The organism is Paraburkholderia graminis C4D1M (genome assembly GCF_000172415.1).
Lineage (GTDB): Bacteria > Pseudomonadota > Gammaproteobacteria > Burkholderiales > Burkholderiaceae > Paraburkholderia > Paraburkholderia graminis.
On sequence record NZ_ABLD01000025.1, the window covers coordinates 45,204 to 59,577 of the forward strand.

9 protein-coding genes and 2 pseudogenes are annotated in these 14,374 nt (G+C 61.7%); 1 reads left to right on the plus strand and 10 read right to left on the minus strand.

Going from position 1 to position 14,374, the window contains the following annotated elements; translation table 11 throughout:
• Window positions 1-23: 23 nt before the first annotated feature.
• From BGRAMDRAFT_RS27500 to BGRAMDRAFT_RS27530, 7 genes and pseudogenes are all read right to left on the minus strand, one after another.
• Complete coding sequence (locus BGRAMDRAFT_RS27500) at window positions 24-821, minus strand: drug:proton antiporter (protein ID WP_006052166.1); 798 nt, start codon at window positions 819-821, stop codon at window positions 24-26.
• Window positions 818-1,987, minus strand: a complete 1,170-nt coding sequence (locus BGRAMDRAFT_RS27505; RefSeq protein WP_006052167.1) for an electron transfer flavoprotein subunit alpha/FixB family protein — start codon at window positions 1,985-1,987, stop codon at window positions 818-820. Before BGRAMDRAFT_RS27505 ends, BGRAMDRAFT_RS27500 begins: the two co-directional genes overlap by 4 nt.
• 4 nt (window positions 1,988-1,991) lie before the next feature.
• Window positions 1,992-3,904, minus strand: a pseudogene (locus BGRAMDRAFT_RS27510) ((Fe-S)-binding protein).
• Window positions 3,905-3,906: 2 nt separating this feature from the next.
• A complete protein-coding gene (locus BGRAMDRAFT_RS27515; protein WP_006052169.1) occupies window positions 3,907-5,970 on the minus strand; it encodes an NADH:flavin oxidoreductase in 2,064 nt (687 codons plus the stop codon).
• A 48-nt stretch (window positions 5,971-6,018) separates the two neighbouring features.
• The gene (locus tag BGRAMDRAFT_RS27520) at window positions 6,019-6,555 is read right to left on the minus strand and encodes a DUF5943 domain-containing protein (RefSeq protein WP_006052170.1); all 537 of its coding nucleotides are present in this window, start codon (window positions 6,553-6,555) and stop codon (window positions 6,019-6,021) included.
• 51 nt (window positions 6,556-6,606) lie between these two features.
• Window positions 6,607-7,578: a dipeptidase gene (locus tag BGRAMDRAFT_RS27525; protein WP_006052171.1), complete on the minus strand. Its 972-nt coding sequence runs from the start codon at window positions 7,576-7,578 to the stop codon at window positions 6,607-6,609.
• Window positions 7,579-7,596: 18 nt separating this feature from the next.
• Complete coding sequence (locus BGRAMDRAFT_RS27530) at window positions 7,597-8,871, minus strand: serine hydroxymethyltransferase (RefSeq protein WP_006052172.1); 1,275 nt, start codon at window positions 8,869-8,871, stop codon at window positions 7,597-7,599.
• A 468-nt stretch (window positions 8,872-9,339) separates the two neighbouring features.
• On the opposite strand from BGRAMDRAFT_RS27530, the gene BGRAMDRAFT_RS27535 reads away from it, so the two are divergent.
• Window positions 9,340-10,335: a GlxA family transcriptional regulator gene (locus BGRAMDRAFT_RS27535; protein ID WP_006052173.1), complete on the plus strand. Its 996-nt coding sequence runs from the start codon at window positions 9,340-9,342 to the stop codon at window positions 10,333-10,335.
• Between the two features lie 54 nt (window positions 10,336-10,389).
• On the opposite strand, the gene BGRAMDRAFT_RS27540 is transcribed toward BGRAMDRAFT_RS27535, so the two are convergent.
• From BGRAMDRAFT_RS27540 to BGRAMDRAFT_RS27550, 3 genes and pseudogenes are all read right to left on the minus strand, one after another.
• Complete coding sequence (locus tag BGRAMDRAFT_RS27540) at window positions 10,390-11,661, minus strand: c-type cytochrome (protein WP_006052174.1); 1,272 nt, start codon at window positions 11,659-11,661, stop codon at window positions 10,390-10,392.
• 2 nt (window positions 11,662-11,663) lie between these two features.
• Window positions 11,664-12,281, minus strand: a complete 618-nt coding sequence (locus BGRAMDRAFT_RS27545) for a (2Fe-2S)-binding protein (protein ID WP_006052175.1) — start codon at window positions 12,279-12,281, stop codon at window positions 11,664-11,666.
• Window positions 12,278-14,344 (minus strand): annotated as a pseudogene (locus tag BGRAMDRAFT_RS27550) (xanthine dehydrogenase family protein molybdopterin-binding subunit); the annotation flags it as partial. The pseudogene BGRAMDRAFT_RS27550 and the gene BGRAMDRAFT_RS27545, both read right to left, overlap by 4 nt.
• Window positions 14,345-14,374: the final 30 nt, after the last annotated feature.

Genomic DNA, 14,374 nt, shown 5'->3' on the forward strand with positions numbered 1-14,374 from the left:
CGCTGGTTCGCCTGAACCGGAAATCAGTAATCCACGAGTTGATGCTCGCGCAAATACGCGAGAATCACTTGTGCTTTTTCGACGGAACTCCCTTCAATTACGACGCTTCCGCCGCGGCTTTCCGTCGTGGTTGCCGAAAGCATGCGGGCATGGCCGGAACGCTTTTCAGCGGCGGCCAGGCGCACGGGTTTGGCGGTTGCGGGGCGGATCGTCCAGGCGGGTTCTGTGGTGGCATCGCTCGCGGCTGTTCCCGCGCCTGCCGTACTCGCAACCGGACGAATCGTGCCTTCGCGCAGTCGTGCGTATGCATACGTCGGCGTCGCATTCGCCATCGGATGCACCGCGATCAGCGCAGGCAATTGAACTTCGACACGTCGACGCAAACCCTTCGGCATGAATTGGCGAACCTGCGCGCAACCGTCGTTCAACGTCACGTCGACGGCCGCGCCGACGAGCGGAATATTCAGCGCATTGGCGACGCGATACGGCAGCATGCCGCTGTCGAATGCGCCTTCCGCGCGCGTTCCGGTCAGCACCAGATCGTAGCCATGCAAACGCGCGGCGAGCGGCGCGGAAGCATCCGCTTGCGCGTCGTCCCCAACTGCGGGAACCGCAAGCACTTCCACCGAGCGCGCACCGAGCGCCAGATATTCCTGCAACGCGGGATTCGCTGCGTCGCCTGCATGCAGCACATCGAGCGTGGCGTTGTGCTGCTTCACTAGCGACAACGCGAGCGTGAGTGCGGCTGCGTCGTTGCGGCTGTAACGCGCAACGCCGCTTACCGGATGCCGGCCCACCGAAACGAGTACGGCGATTTTCATGCAAGCGCTCCTTCCGCAACGGCCTTCGAATTGAGTAACGCCGCGCCGGTGCCGCGCGCCGAACGCGCTGCAGCCGCGGCATCGTTGAGCGCCGCAATGGTTTCCTGCGCGTCCGCGATCACGGTCAGATTCGCGCGCTTGGCAATCGGCGCGCTCGCGTCGAGATTCACGGCGATCACATGACGGCAATCCTTGATGCCTTGCAAATGCTGCACGGCGCCCGAGATGCCGAACGCGATATACACGCTCGCTTCGACCGTCTTGCCCGTTGCGCCGATCTGCTTGTCGCGCGTGAACTTGCCGTCGTCGACGGCCACGCGGCTTGCACCGATCGCCGCGCCCAGCGTGGCCGCGAGACGCTCGAACGCCGGCACGTCGCTCACGCCGTTGCCCGCGGACACGATGAAGTCCGCCTCTTCCAATGCAAGTTGCGCCGCGTCCATTTCCTCGATGCCGAGATCGCGCACCGTGCCTTTCGCGCTGGCCGACTCGCCATCGAAGCGCCACACCACTCGCTCGCCCGCGCCGACGAACGGCAACTTCGGATCGACCGCATTCGCTGCGAGCAGAACCACTTCGGGCAACGCGCGCGAAGCCAACGCGGTATTCGCATGCACATACGCGGCCACGTGCGAGGCGTCGATTTCGACCACATGCGTCGCGACGCTCGCATTCGCCGCGGCTGCATAGCGGCGGCCGAGATCGCCGTCGCCGGTCGCGTTGTCGGGCAGGAACACATGCACGGGCGCATACGCCGCGACGCACGCCGCAAGCGCATTCAGTTCATCGACCGGCGCGAACTTGCGTCTATCGAACATGGGCAATTCGATTAGCTTGTCGGCGCCGAGCGCCGCAGCGTCGCCGGTGAACTCGCCGAATACCAGCAGCACGACTTCCGTCGATGCATCCGCAACCAATGCAGCGGCGGCGAGTGTCTGGCGCGCATGCTCGTCGAGCGCGCCGCGGTCCGCGTGCGCGGCGACCAGCATCGTGTGCGAAGGCGCCGCTGTCGTGCGGCGCGGCTTCGGCTGTTCGCGATGTGCGCCGCTCGCGGCCGTGAAATCCAGCGCACCGGCCACACCGATAGCGCCCAACGTAATGCGCCGAAGTCCGTCAGCCGTGATCGTAAACGGCCGGCGCGGATCGATTCGTTTGATTGTGTTCATCGCGTTACTCCAGCGCCGCTGCAACCAGTTCGGCGACGTCCAGCACTTCGGGACGCGGACCGACCACGCCTTCGAGCATCGCCGTGCAATTCGGGCAACCCACGGCGACGATGTTTGCGCCGATGCCGCGTGCGTCGTCGATGCGAATGTCGGGAATGCGCCGCTTGCCCGGAATGTCCGTCAACGGTGCACCGCCGCCGCCACCGCAGCAACGTCCGCGCATACCGTTGCGCTCCATTTCGACGACCTTGATGCCGATGCTCTTCAACACGCGGCGCGGCGCTTCCGTTTCGCCGTTATAGCGGCCGAGATAACACGGATCGTGATACGTGATCTTGCTATCCGCGTACGCGGCGGCGGCACGCGGCGACAGCTTGCCGCTCGCGATGAGTTCGTCGATCAGCGCAGTGTGATGCTGGACCTCGTAAAAGCCGCCCAGCGCGCGATATTCGTTGCGCAGGCTGTGCAGCACGTGAGGGTCCGCGGTCACGATCTTGCCGAACGAATACTGCGAAAGCGTGCCGATCAATTTGCTCGCGAGTTGCTGGAAGGTGGCTTCGTCGCCGAGACGCCGGGCTGTATCGCCGGTATCCGTTTCCACTCCGCCCAGCACCGCATAGTCGATGCCCGCGCGGTTCAGCACCTTGACGAGCGCGCGCAGCGTGCGTTGATAGCGCATGTCGAACGCGCCTTCTCCTGCGATCAAGAGCACATCCACGCGACGTCCGGGCTGCGCGACCTGCACCTGAAGATCGACGGCCCAGTCGTAACGCGCGCCGATGTCGTAACCATTCGCGCTGCCGGTCTCACGCAGATTCGCGAGCGTGATCGGACCTTTGCCGGGCACCGTGCCTTCGACGAGCGTCTGATTGCGGCGCATGTCCACGATTGCGTCGACATGCTCGATCAGCATCGGGCACTCCTGCACGCAAGCGCGGCAGGTCGTGCATGACCACAGCGTTTCCGCTTCGATGAGACTGGAAATCAAGGGCTTTTGTGGTGCGCCGCCGTGCTTGCCGACCGGAATGCCGGGCGTCGGGCTGCCCGCGTATTCCGCGTCGGTGCCACCGACCATGCCCGTGACCAGATCCTGAATCAGCTTCTTCGGATTAAGCGGCTGGCCGGCGGCGAACGCGGGACATGCCGCTTCGCACTTGCCGCACTGCACGCACGCATCGAAACTGAGCAACTGGTTCCAGCGAAATTCAACCGGCTTGCCCACGCCATATTCTTTCGCGTCGAGCAGCGGCACTTTCAATGCGGTGGGCGGCACGACATCCTTCGAGTTACGCTCGGCAAAGCGCTCCTGACGCGGATGAAAAGCCAGATGCAAAAGACCCGCGAGCGCATGTTTCATCGGACCGCCGCGCGCCGCACCGAACGTCATCGTGAAGGCGCCCACCGCGATCAGCAGCGCGACGATGATGGCGAGCGCGCCCGACATCGCCGAAGCCGGCAGCGCGACGAACAGCACGAGGCCGAGCGCGAACGAGCCGAGCAGCAGCGGCAAGTGATCCCACGGTCCACGCGAAAGCCGGGCGGGCACCGCCTTCGCACCATGACGGCGGCGCCACACGAACACGGCGCCGACCAGCATCACGAGCGCGGCCAGAAAGATCAGCTTGTCGAGCCACGGCGAGTAGATCGCGAGACCGTAGTTGACGAACACGAGCGCCATTGCGAGGATCGCACCGCCCGCGGTCGCGACATGTGTCTTTGCAATGTACGGATCGCGCGCGACCACATGATGCATGTCGACGAAGTAGCGCTTTGGAATGGACAGCAAATTGGCCCAGCCGTACGCGCCCGCCGCCGTCGCGCGGCCCTCGCGCCAATACGCGGCGCGCTTCGCGAGCGCGAACGCCAGACCCGCCATCGACACCACAACAGCACGGTGATGACAGACACGGGGCTCATCGTCAGAAATCCTTGCAAAGGCGCAGCGCGTCGTAAATCGCGCCGTGAATGTTGTGCATGGAGATGCAGTCGCCGACGCGGAACAGCAGAAAGCGGCCATTGCCGAGTTCTTCGGAAAGCGACGGCTGCGGCTCGGATGCGAAGAGCTTATGCACGTCCACCTGGCCGCGATTCACCGACTCGGGCTTGAGCTTCCAGTACAACTCGTCGTTCGGCGTGCTGCCGTTTTCGATCACCACCTGATCGACCGCGCGCTCTTCCTGCTCCTCGGTGTACTCGTTGCGAAGCACGGCGATCTTCTTGCCGTCTTCTTCGTACACCTTGTCGAGCCAGTAATTCGGCGTGTGAACCACGCCTTGCGCATAGAGACGGCGATAGAAAATCGGGAACGTGGTGCCGCCTACGTCGTCGGCGACTTTCACGTCGGGCGTGACGATCTCCACATTCGAGCCGCGGCTCGAGATGAAATCGGCCACGCCTGCGCCGGCATGTGTGCTGACGCCGTCATACACGAGTACATTCTTGCCCGGCTCGACCTTGCCCGAGAGCACGTCCCACGAACTGACAGCGAGACCTTCGTCGACACCCCATGCCGCGACTTGCGACGTGAACGACGAACCGCCCGTAGCCAGCACGATGATGTCCGGCTTCTCGGCCATGATGGTCTTTTCGTCGGCGGCAACACCGAGACGGCGGTCCACGCCAAGCCGTTTCGTCTCCATGTCGAACCAGCGGACGATGCCCGCCATCTGCTCGCGCTGCGGCGCCTTGGCCGCGAGCATGATCTGGCCGCCCACGTAGTCGTTCTTTTCGAACAGCACGACGTCATGACCACGCGACTTCGCGACGCGAGCGGCTTCGAGTCCGGCAGGACCGGCGCCGACCACGACAACCTTGCGCTTCGGCCCGCTCGTGCGTGTAATTACATGCGGCATCGTCGCTTCACGCGATGTCGCAGCGTTCTGCACACACAGCACGTCGAGCCCGTTGTACTGGCGGTCGATGCAATAGTTCGCGCCGACGCATTGCTTGATCTCGTCTTCGCGGCCATCGCGAATCTTGATGACCATATGCGGGTCGGCAATTTGCGCGCGCGTCATGCCGACGAGATCGACCATGCCGCTTGCGAGCAAACGCTCGGCCTGGCCTGCGTCGCGAATACTTTGCGCGTGCATGACCGGAATCTTGACGACCGACTTGATGCCGGCCGCGAGATGCACGAACGGCTCGGGCGGCAGCGCCATCGGCGGCATGCAGTTCGCGAGCGTGTTGTGCGTGTCCGCGCCCGAACCGATCACGCCGAGATAATCGATGAGGCCGCTTTCGCTCATGGCCTGCGCGATCTCTTTCAACTGCTCGTGATCGAGCCCGTCTTCATGAAACTCGTCGCCGCACATGCGCAAGCCGACGCAGAAATCGGGGCCGACTGCTTCGCGGACGGCTTTCAACACTTCGACGCCGAAACGCAGGCGGTTTTCGAGCGAGCCGCCCCATTCGTCAGTACGGAAATTGGTTCGCGGGCTCCAGAACTGGTCGATCAGATGCTGGTGCGCCGCCGAGATTTCGACACCGTCCATGCCCGCGTCTTTCACACGCTTAGCGGCCGCGGCGAAGTCTGTGATAATGCGGCGAATCTCTTCTACTTCGATGATCTTCGCGTTGCCGCGATGCACCGGCTCGCGCACGCCGGACGGCGACATCAGATGCGGCCAGTGCTCGCCGTGAAATGCCGAGCGACGGCCCATATGCGTGGCCTGGATCATGATCTTCGCGCCGTGCGCATGCATGGCTTCGGCGAGGCGCGACAACGGATCGATGATCTTGTCGGTCGACAGATTCACCGACTTCCACCAGCCTTGCGGACTGTCGATCGACACCGGGCTCGAACCGCCGCACACGGCGAGGCCGACACCACCCTTGGCCTTTTCTTCGTAGTAGCGGATATAACGGTCGCCAGGCAGGCCGCCCGGCTCCGCATACACCTCCGCATGCGCAGTGCTCACGATGCGATTGCGCAAGGTCAGCTTGTTCAGCGTGAGAGGCTTGAAAAGGTTCGGGTAACGCATCGCGATCGACCTCGGAATGATATGGCGGGTAGTGCTGTGCCGTACGCGTTATGCGGCGAGCGGCGAGACTTCGAATACGCAATGCTCGTGGCCTTCCGCTGCGCAGCGCGCTTCGCGCGATTGCGAAGGCGGTCCCTTGCGCGACGAATCGGGCGCGGTGTCGTTGACCCAATCCATTGCGCCCGCGAACCAGCCGGCGAACATGTAGCAGAGCTTGCCGACCTTGCCCGGCTGCGCGAGCACGAACGACGAATGATGCAGTTCGATACGCGCATGCGAAGTTGACGGGTCCGCTTCGGTAATCGAGAAGATGCCCCAGCCGCGCTGCGAAAGCCGCTTCAGGTAATGCTCGAATACGGCCATGCCGGCAATGCCGTGTTGTTTCGCTTCCTTGTCGCACCAGAAGTACGCGGACTTGTAGCCGGCCTTGTAGAGAATCTCCGCATACGTGTCGATGCCGAGCGCTTCTTCAACCGCGGTGTGATTGTTCGTGAAGAAATGGCGCGGCACGTAAAGCATCGGCAGCGCGTCGGTGGTCCAGACGCCGGTGTTCGGATCGACGTCGATAGGCAGTTGGGGTTGCATGTGGGACTCCGCTTTTTATAGGGTGATTTCGTTGATTGATGAGGCGGAAGATCAGACTTTCCACACTTCGCCGAATACCCGCACCCAGTTCTCGCCCATGATCTTCTTGATGCGCGTTTCGCTCCAGCCGGCACGTTCCATCGCGGCGGTCAGATTCGGAAACTCGCCGATCGTACGAATGCCTTCCGGGTTCACGACCTTGCCGAAGTTCGTCAACTGGCGATAACGGCCCTTGTCGTGCGTGATCCAGTCGAAGAACTCAGTGCTGTAGCCTTGCGTGAAGTCCGTGCCGATGCCGACCTGATCTTCACCGATCAGATTCACTACGTATTCGATCGCCTCGATATAGTCTTCGACGGTCGCGTCGGCACCACGCTTCAGAAACGGTGCGAACATCGTCACGCCGACAAAACCGCCTGCATCTGCAATCTCTTTCAGTTGCACATCGCTCTTGTTGCGCGGGTGCTCTTTCAATCCCGACGGGCAGCAATGCGAATAGCACACCGGCTTTTTAGAAGCCGCAATCGCTTCCGAAGAAGTCTTGCCGCCCACATGCGAGAGATCGACCATGATGCCGACGCGGTTCATCTCCTGAATCACTTCTCGGCCATAGCCCGAGAGGCCGCCGTCGCGTTCATAGCAACCGGTGCCGACGAGGTTCTGCGTGTTGTAGCAAAGCTGCACCACGTTCACGCCGAGATCCTTGAATGCCTCGATATAGCCGAGGTTGTCTTCGAATGCGTGCGCGTTCTGGAAGCCAAAAATAATGCCGGTCTTGTTCTCTTTCTTCGCGCGATAGATGTCGTCGGTCGTGCGCACGAGCGTCAGGATCTCGCCGTATTCGCGGATCTGCTGCTTCATTTCGGCGATGTTGTCGACCGTCTTCTGAAAGCTCTCCCACACCGACACCGTGCAGTTCACCGCGGTCACGCCGCCCTTGCGCATATCTTCGAACACCGAGCGCTCGAACTTCGAAATGTTCAAACCGTCGATGATGATGCTGTTTTCGTGCAGATTGCTCATCGTTTGCTCCAGGCGTTCTCAGTAGATGGGGAAGCGCTCGCACAGCGCGAAGATCTCGCGGCGCACGCGTTGTTCGGTGGCGGCATGGCCTTCGGGGTGATCGCGCAGCGAGTCGAGTACTTCGACAATCAAACGGCCCACGTCGCGGAACTCGTTCACGCCGAAGCCGCGCGTGGTGCCGGCCGGCGTGCCGAGGCGAACTCCCGAGGTGATGGTCGGCTTTTCCGTGTCGAACGGAATGCCGTTCTTGTTGCACGTAATGCCGGCGCGCTCGAGCGCGTGCTCGACCTGATTACCCTTGAGACCCTTCGGGCGCAAGTCGACCAGCAACAGATGGTTGTCCGTGCCGCCCGTCACGAGATCGACGCCGCCTGCCTTCAGTACTTCGCCGAGCGCCTGCGCATTCGCGAGCACACTGTCGATATAAGTCTTGAAGCCAGGTTGCAGCGCCTCGCCAAACGCGACCGCCTTGCCGGCGATCACATGCATCAGCGGGCCGCCTTGCAGGCCGGGGAACACGGCGGAGTTGATCTTCTTCGCGATGTCTTCGTCATTCGTCAGCACAAAGCCGCCGCGCGGGCCGCGCAAGGTCTTGTGCGTCGTCGACGTAACCACGTGCGCATGTTCGACCGGATTCGCATGACGTCCCGCCGCGATCACGCCTGCGATGTGCGCCATATCGACCATCAGCTTCGCGCCGACGCTGTCGGCGATCGCACGCAGCCGCTTGAAATCCAGCGCGCGCGGATAAGCGGAGAAGCCGGCGATCAGCAGCGCGGGTTTATGCTGCTGCGCGAGTTCCTCGATCTGCTCGTAGTCGATCAGCAACGTGTCGCGATTCACGCCGTACTGCACCGCGTTGAACCACTTGCCCGAAAGCGCGGGCTTGGCGCCATGTGTGAGGTGGCCGCCTGCATCGAGCGACATGCCGAGCACTGTGTCGCCTGGCTTCACCAGCGCGAGCATCACCGCGCCGTTGGCCTGCGCGCCCGAATGCGGCTGCACGTTGGCGAACTTCGCGTTGAACAGTTGCTTGATGCGATCGAGCGCAAGCGTCTCGATCTCGTCGACATATTCGCAACCGCCGTAGTAACGCTTGCCCGGATAACCTTCCGCATACTTGTTGGTCAGCACCGAGCCTTGCGCTTCGAGCACCGCGCGCGACACGATGTTTTCCGACGCGATCAGCTCGACTTGCGACTGCTGGCGCTCGAGCTCTTTCAAAATTGCGCCGCGCACCGCCGCATCGCGCGTGCTCAGCGGTTCTTCGAAGAAAGGATTCGGGTTCGACATGGAAGGTCCGTGGGGTCATTGACGTTAGGCGCCGGAAGCGTTGGTGGGCCTTCGTTTCTGCCCTGCCGCCGCCGGATTGCGTACGTCTATTCTTGACGCTTGCATCGCGCGTCAATTTATGAATTCAGACGCGTTCTTTGCCTTTTCCGCCATAGGCGACCTTTTTCGACAAGTCGCCTCTGCGGTTCCCTTGGTTCATACCGCCGGCGGATCATCGCGCCGATGCCGAACGGTCGTTCGCTGGCGACGCGATGCTGCACTGTGGCTGAACGCAGTGCGCGTTTGCGGTGCGGTTCGCGATGGCCGCCGCGCGCTTCTGGTGCCGTTTCTTATCTGTTTGATGGGCAAGCATAGGCAACCGAGGGTTTAGCCTGATGGCATGGTAGTTGCGCTAGTCCTCAAAATTACATAAGTCGCAGTTCCCCACAGCGACGCGGCACTATAGATTCGAAGGAATCATTCCTCATCATGTCCACCGATCGCACGGCGTCACTGTCGCATTTCGCCTTCATGCCCGTCCCGAACTTCACGATGATCGCATTCACCAACGCGATCGAAGTGCTGCGCATGGCGAATTACCTGACAGGGCAAACGCTTTACCGCTGGTCGATCGTGAGTCCCGAAGGCGGGCCGGTGACCGCAAGCAATGGGCTGTCGGTCGATACGGGTCCGGTCGAATGCGTCGGCCAACCGGATATCGTGTTCGTGATCGGCGGCATCGACGTGCAGCGCGCGACCACGCCTGCGCATCTGTCGGCATTGCGCCGCTTCGCGCGCATGGGTTGCGTGCTCGGGAGCCTGTGCACCGGAACGTATGCGCTCGCGCGCGCCGGACTATTAGCGGGCTATGCGTGCGCGATTCATTGGGAGAACATGTCGGCGCTCAAGGAAGAGTTTCCCGACACGCGCTTTCTGAAAGAACTCTTCGTGATAGATCGCGATCGCGTGACCTGCACGGGCGGCGTCGCGCCGCTCGATATGATGCTCAACCTGATCGCACCGCGTGTGGGCACTGCACGCGTCACGCAGATCGCCGAGCAGTTCATCGTCGAGCATGTGCGCGATACCAGCGCGCAACAGAAGATGCCGCTCGTCGCGCGGCTCGGCTCGGCCAACAAGTCGCTCTTCGAAGTGATCTCGCTGATGGAGAACAACATCGAAGAGCCGCTATCGCGCGAGGAACTCGCGCGGCTTGCCGGCATGTCGCAACGGCAATTGCAACGCCTCTTCCGCGAGCATCTCGGGATGACCCCGACGCATTACTATCTGACGCTGCGTTTGCGGCGCGCGCGCGAACTGCTGCTGCAAACCGACATGTCGATCATGAACATTACGATGGCGTGCGGCTTCCAGTCGGCCTGCCACTTTTCGAAGAGCTATCGCGATGCATTCGGCACCGCGCCTACGCGCGAGCGTCGCAAGCAGGCGCCGTCGCTTTCTTCGCCGCCGGTGATGGCGGCCTGAGAAGCGTCTCAGCACTCCCCAAGGTTTATACCGCCTTTGATCGCTTCACGCGGATTAATGCCTTAGTCCGCGTGCCGAATCCGCGCTTACGTCAGCCGGTTGCCCGCCCCATGTCGCCCGCAAATAGTTCGCGAGTTGCGCCAGTTCGTCGTCGCTCAGCTTGCTCGCAGAGCCGGGCATGGCCTGCATGCGTTCGAGTCCGGGGAAGCTTTGTTCGGCGATGCCATCAAGCATCGACACGATCAGATTGTGCGGATTGCTTTGACGGACGGTGGAGTTTCCACGCATCGGTACGGCTACGTGAGGCACGCCTTCTCCATCCGCGCCATGACAGCCTGCGCATAGAGACAGATAGAGGCGACGGCCCGGCGCGAATTGAGTAGCTTGGCCCGACTGCGCCGCTTCGGCTTGCACCCGCACCGGCTCACTCGGACGATCACCGAGCAGGTACGTCGAAACCGCGCGCAAATCGTCCGGCGTCATGTACTGACTGCTCAGATGCACGACGGAATGCATCTCGCCAAACGCCGAGCCTTGCGACGCGATGCCCGTTGCGAGATACGTCGTGAGATCAGCCGCGGACCATCCGCGCTCGGCGAGTCCTTGCGGTGTGAGGCTCGGCGCGATGACCCGGCCAAGCGTGCCGCCTGCAAAGGGCGCGGTGAGGTCGAGTTGCCCGAAGCGGCCCCGCGGCGTATGGCATTCAGTACAGTGTCCGAGCGCGTTCACGACATAACGTCCGCGAGTCCAGTCCGCCGAATGACCCTGCGATGCATCGGGCAACGTGTCTTCGAGAAACAGCATTTTCCAGAAGCGCACGGCGAAACGCACATTGAACGGGAACGACAGATCGGCCTCGCGGCTCGCGACGGCCGCCGGCTTTTGCGACATCAGGTATGCGTAGATCGCGTCGCTATCCTCGCGAGACATCTGGCGATACGACGTATACGGCATCGCCGGATACAGTTGGCCATTGGGCGACTTGCCGTCGTGAAGCGCAGTGTAGAACTCGTCGGCGCTCCATTGTCCGATGCCGTGCTGCTTGTCCGGCGTGATGTTCGATCCATAGAACGTACCGAACGGCGAGGCCAGCTTCACGCCTCCTGCGAATGGCGCGCTATCGGGCGACGTGTGGCATGCCGCGCAATCCGCTGCTTTGGCTAGATAACGGCCGCGGGCGATCAAGGCGGCGTCGTGCGTATCTTGTGTAGTCGCGGTGCGCTGGGCGGCAGCATCAGGTGCATTGCCGCAGGCTGTCAACATCGCCGCGGCGAGTGTCACCAACGCCGCGCGAAACAACGAAAAAGTACTCGTGTGGGAAATCATCTTTAGACGTTCCTCACCAGTCCGGCTGTGTTCAGCACGAGGTCCTTCACCGCTTCGTAATAGCGTACGTAGCCCGTGCAGCGACAAATATGCGCGTTGAGCGCCTCGGTGATCGTCTCCTCGACCTTGCTGCGTTCAATGGGCTGACGCTTGAGGCGCTCGATCAGCACCGTCGTCGCGTTGACGAATCCCGGCGTGCAATATCCGCACTGAAAGCTGAAGTGTTCGAGAAACTTCTGCTGGACCGGCGACAGCGCGACGGGCTTGCCGCTCTCGTCACACGTCGCGTGAGCTTCGACCGTACGGATTTTTTTGCCGTCGAAAAAACTCGCGCCGGTAATGCACGATCGCACTTCTTCACTGCTGCCATCGGCGTTATCGAGAATGACGACGCATGCGTGGCACACGCCTTGGCCGCATCCCAGGCGTGAGCCTGTCAGCCCGAGGTACTCATGCAGAAAGTCGATCAGCATGAGCTGCTCCGGTACGCGGATCGGCCCGACGGATCGGCCATTGACCGTCATCGACACCGGTTGCATGGCGTAACGCGTCAGCGGCTTTTCGGCAACGCTTGCGATTGCGGAGGCTACTTCTGTGGAATCGGATTTGGGCAGTGTCATGCGAGCACCTCCTGAATTTTTTGTGGCGTAACGGGAAGGTCGCGGAAACGATGTCCAACCGCATGCGCGATGCCGTTCACGATGGCGCCGACGACCGGAATCATCACCACTTCGGCAATGCCTTTTGGCGGGTCGGTTTCTGTTAGCGGAGGCAGTACTTCACTCGTCTGGCTCCATACGGCAACGTCCGTCGAACGTGGCAAACGATAGCGGTTGAAATTCCATGTGCCGTTGCCGGGGCCGTCTTCGTAGAGCGGCAAATACTCATGCAGCGCATGACCGATGCCCATCGCAAGACCGCCTTGCAACTGGCCCGAAACCAGTTGAGGCGACAACTGGTTGCCACATTCGAGAATGGAGTGATGCGTCAATACTTCGACCTCGCCGCTCGACTCGTTCACTGCAAGTTCGACGAGCGTGCCGACCGCGCTGTAGTACGTGACCATTGCGTTATTGCGCTGCACGGGCGGAATGAACACGCGCTTTCGATCGAGCACACGATAGCTGTTGGACGTCGTCGCGGACTTCTGGCCGTTCGGCATTGCGCCGTTGCCGTAGCGAAGCGACAGTCCGTCGATTGGCAGGCGCTCTATCTTGCCGCCGACTTCGAACTCGGCCTCGGCCCATTGCCAGCGATTGAATACATGCACGGTGGCGCCCGTCACGAGTCCGAGTTCGTGCGCCTTTTTCGCAATCTGCTCGAACGGCAATGCTTCGAGTCCATCCGCCGACAGCTTGCCGTTCACCCAGCGCGCGTCTTCTATGCGCACGACAAGCGATGCGGCCTGACCGCCGCCCGCGCCGCTCGACCATATCGACATCGCCGCCGGCCATAAGCCGTGCACAAAAAGAACGCGCGCTGCTTCGCGAGTACTGTGCGTGAAGTAATAGGCCGAGTTAGTCGCACTCGACGGCGACATAAAGCCGGGCGACCAACGCGGATTCCTCGAAAGGCGATCCTGATCGGCCTGCGACATCAGGTAAGGATCACCGCTCGTGATTACCGGAAGATCGGGCCAGTCGGCCAACGCGAAATGCACGGTCGACGCCGGCACGCCGAGCCATTTCGCCACGGCAATGGCTTGCGATGTCGACATACCCGTGCCGATTTCCGAGCCCGAATGATGCAGCGTGATCTTGCCGTCTTCACTCATCTCGACTTTGGCGAACGAACATTCGGCGCCTGTGCCGAAGTCTTTTTGCACGCACGCGAAGCCCACGCCATAGCGTTTGCCGGGATGCTCCGCTTCGTACTTCGCTTTCTTCTGCGTGCGGTTCTTCCATAATGGATGCGACTTTGCCTTTTGCAGAACTTCATCGACGCGAACAGCGCCAGCCGGTATTGCGCCCTGCGTATTCTTCATTCCCGACCGCAACGCGTTCGTGAGGCGGAAATCGATTGGGTCGAGCTTCAGTTGTTCGGCGATTTCGTCGATCATCGTCTCGGTTGCGGCCATGCTTTGCAGCGTGCCGTAGCCGCGCGCAGAGCCGGCATCGACTGCGCGCGACGCAATGGCGGTTGCAGTGGGATCGCTCTTCGGAAAGTAGTAGATCGATTGCGCGGCGGTCGCACCGACCATCGCCACAGACGGCGAAAAGTTCATGCGCCCGCCGCCATTAGCTTCGAGATCGCCTTTGAACGACTGAAGCAGTCCCGTCTTTCTGTCGACAGCAATGCGGTACTTCATGTTGAACGCATGGCGTTTGAGCGCGCTTTGGAACTGCTCGTAGCGATCGTTAGCGAGGCGCACCGGTCGGCCATCGCCATACATCGCAGCGACAAGACCATAGAACGGCATGTTGTAGTGATCTTTCGATCCATAACCGACCGTGTAGCACGGGTGAAGGAATACACTCTTCACCGCGAAGCGGCACTTCGCGACCATCTCCGCCACGCTTTGCGCCACTTCCGCAGGGCCTTGCGTCGGCACGATCATGTGAAGCGCGTGCGAGTCGGCGTCATACCAGCAGTTCGCGTTATCCGGCTCGAGCGCGGCGGTATCGATCGACTGCGTGGTGTAGTCGCGCTCCATCACCAGCCAGTCCGCAGGCGGATGTGCGAGCGCGTAATTGCGCATTTCAAACCGGGTACT

What these genes read in the sequence shown, in the direction of transcription:
- BGRAMDRAFT_RS27515 (WP_006052169.1), bottom strand. Translation starts at nt 5,970, where the DNA reads ATGCGTTACCCGAACCTTTTCAAGCCTCTCACGCTGAACAAGCTGACC.
- BGRAMDRAFT_RS27525 (WP_006052171.1), bottom strand. Translation starts at nt 7,578, where the DNA reads ATGAGCAATCTGCACGAAAACAGCATCATCATCGACGGTTTGAACATT.
- BGRAMDRAFT_RS27500 (WP_006052166.1), bottom strand. Translation starts at nt 821, where the DNA reads ATGAAAATCGCCGTACTCGTTTCGGTGGGCCGGCATCCGGTAAGCGGC.
- BGRAMDRAFT_RS27520 (WP_006052170.1), bottom strand. Translation starts at nt 6,555, where the DNA reads ATGCAACCCCAACTGCCTATCGACGTCGATCCGAACACCGGCGTCTGG.
- BGRAMDRAFT_RS27535 (WP_006052173.1), top strand. Translation starts at nt 9,340, where the DNA reads ATGTCCACCGATCGCACGGCGTCACTGTCGCATTTCGCCTTCATGCCC.
- BGRAMDRAFT_RS27530 (WP_006052172.1), bottom strand. Translation starts at nt 8,871, where the DNA reads ATGTCGAACCCGAATCCTTTCTTCGAAGAACCGCTGAGCACGCGCGAT.
- BGRAMDRAFT_RS27545 (WP_006052175.1), bottom strand. Translation starts at nt 12,281, where the DNA reads ATGACACTGCCCAAATCCGATTCCACAGAAGTAGCCTCCGCAATCGCA.
- BGRAMDRAFT_RS27505 (WP_006052167.1), bottom strand. Translation starts at nt 1,987, where the DNA reads ATGAACACAATCAAACGAATCGATCCGCGCCGGCCGTTTACGATCACG.
- BGRAMDRAFT_RS27540 (WP_006052174.1), bottom strand. Translation starts at nt 11,661, where the DNA reads ATGATTTCCCACACGAGTACTTTTTCGTTGTTTCGCGCGGCGTTGGTG.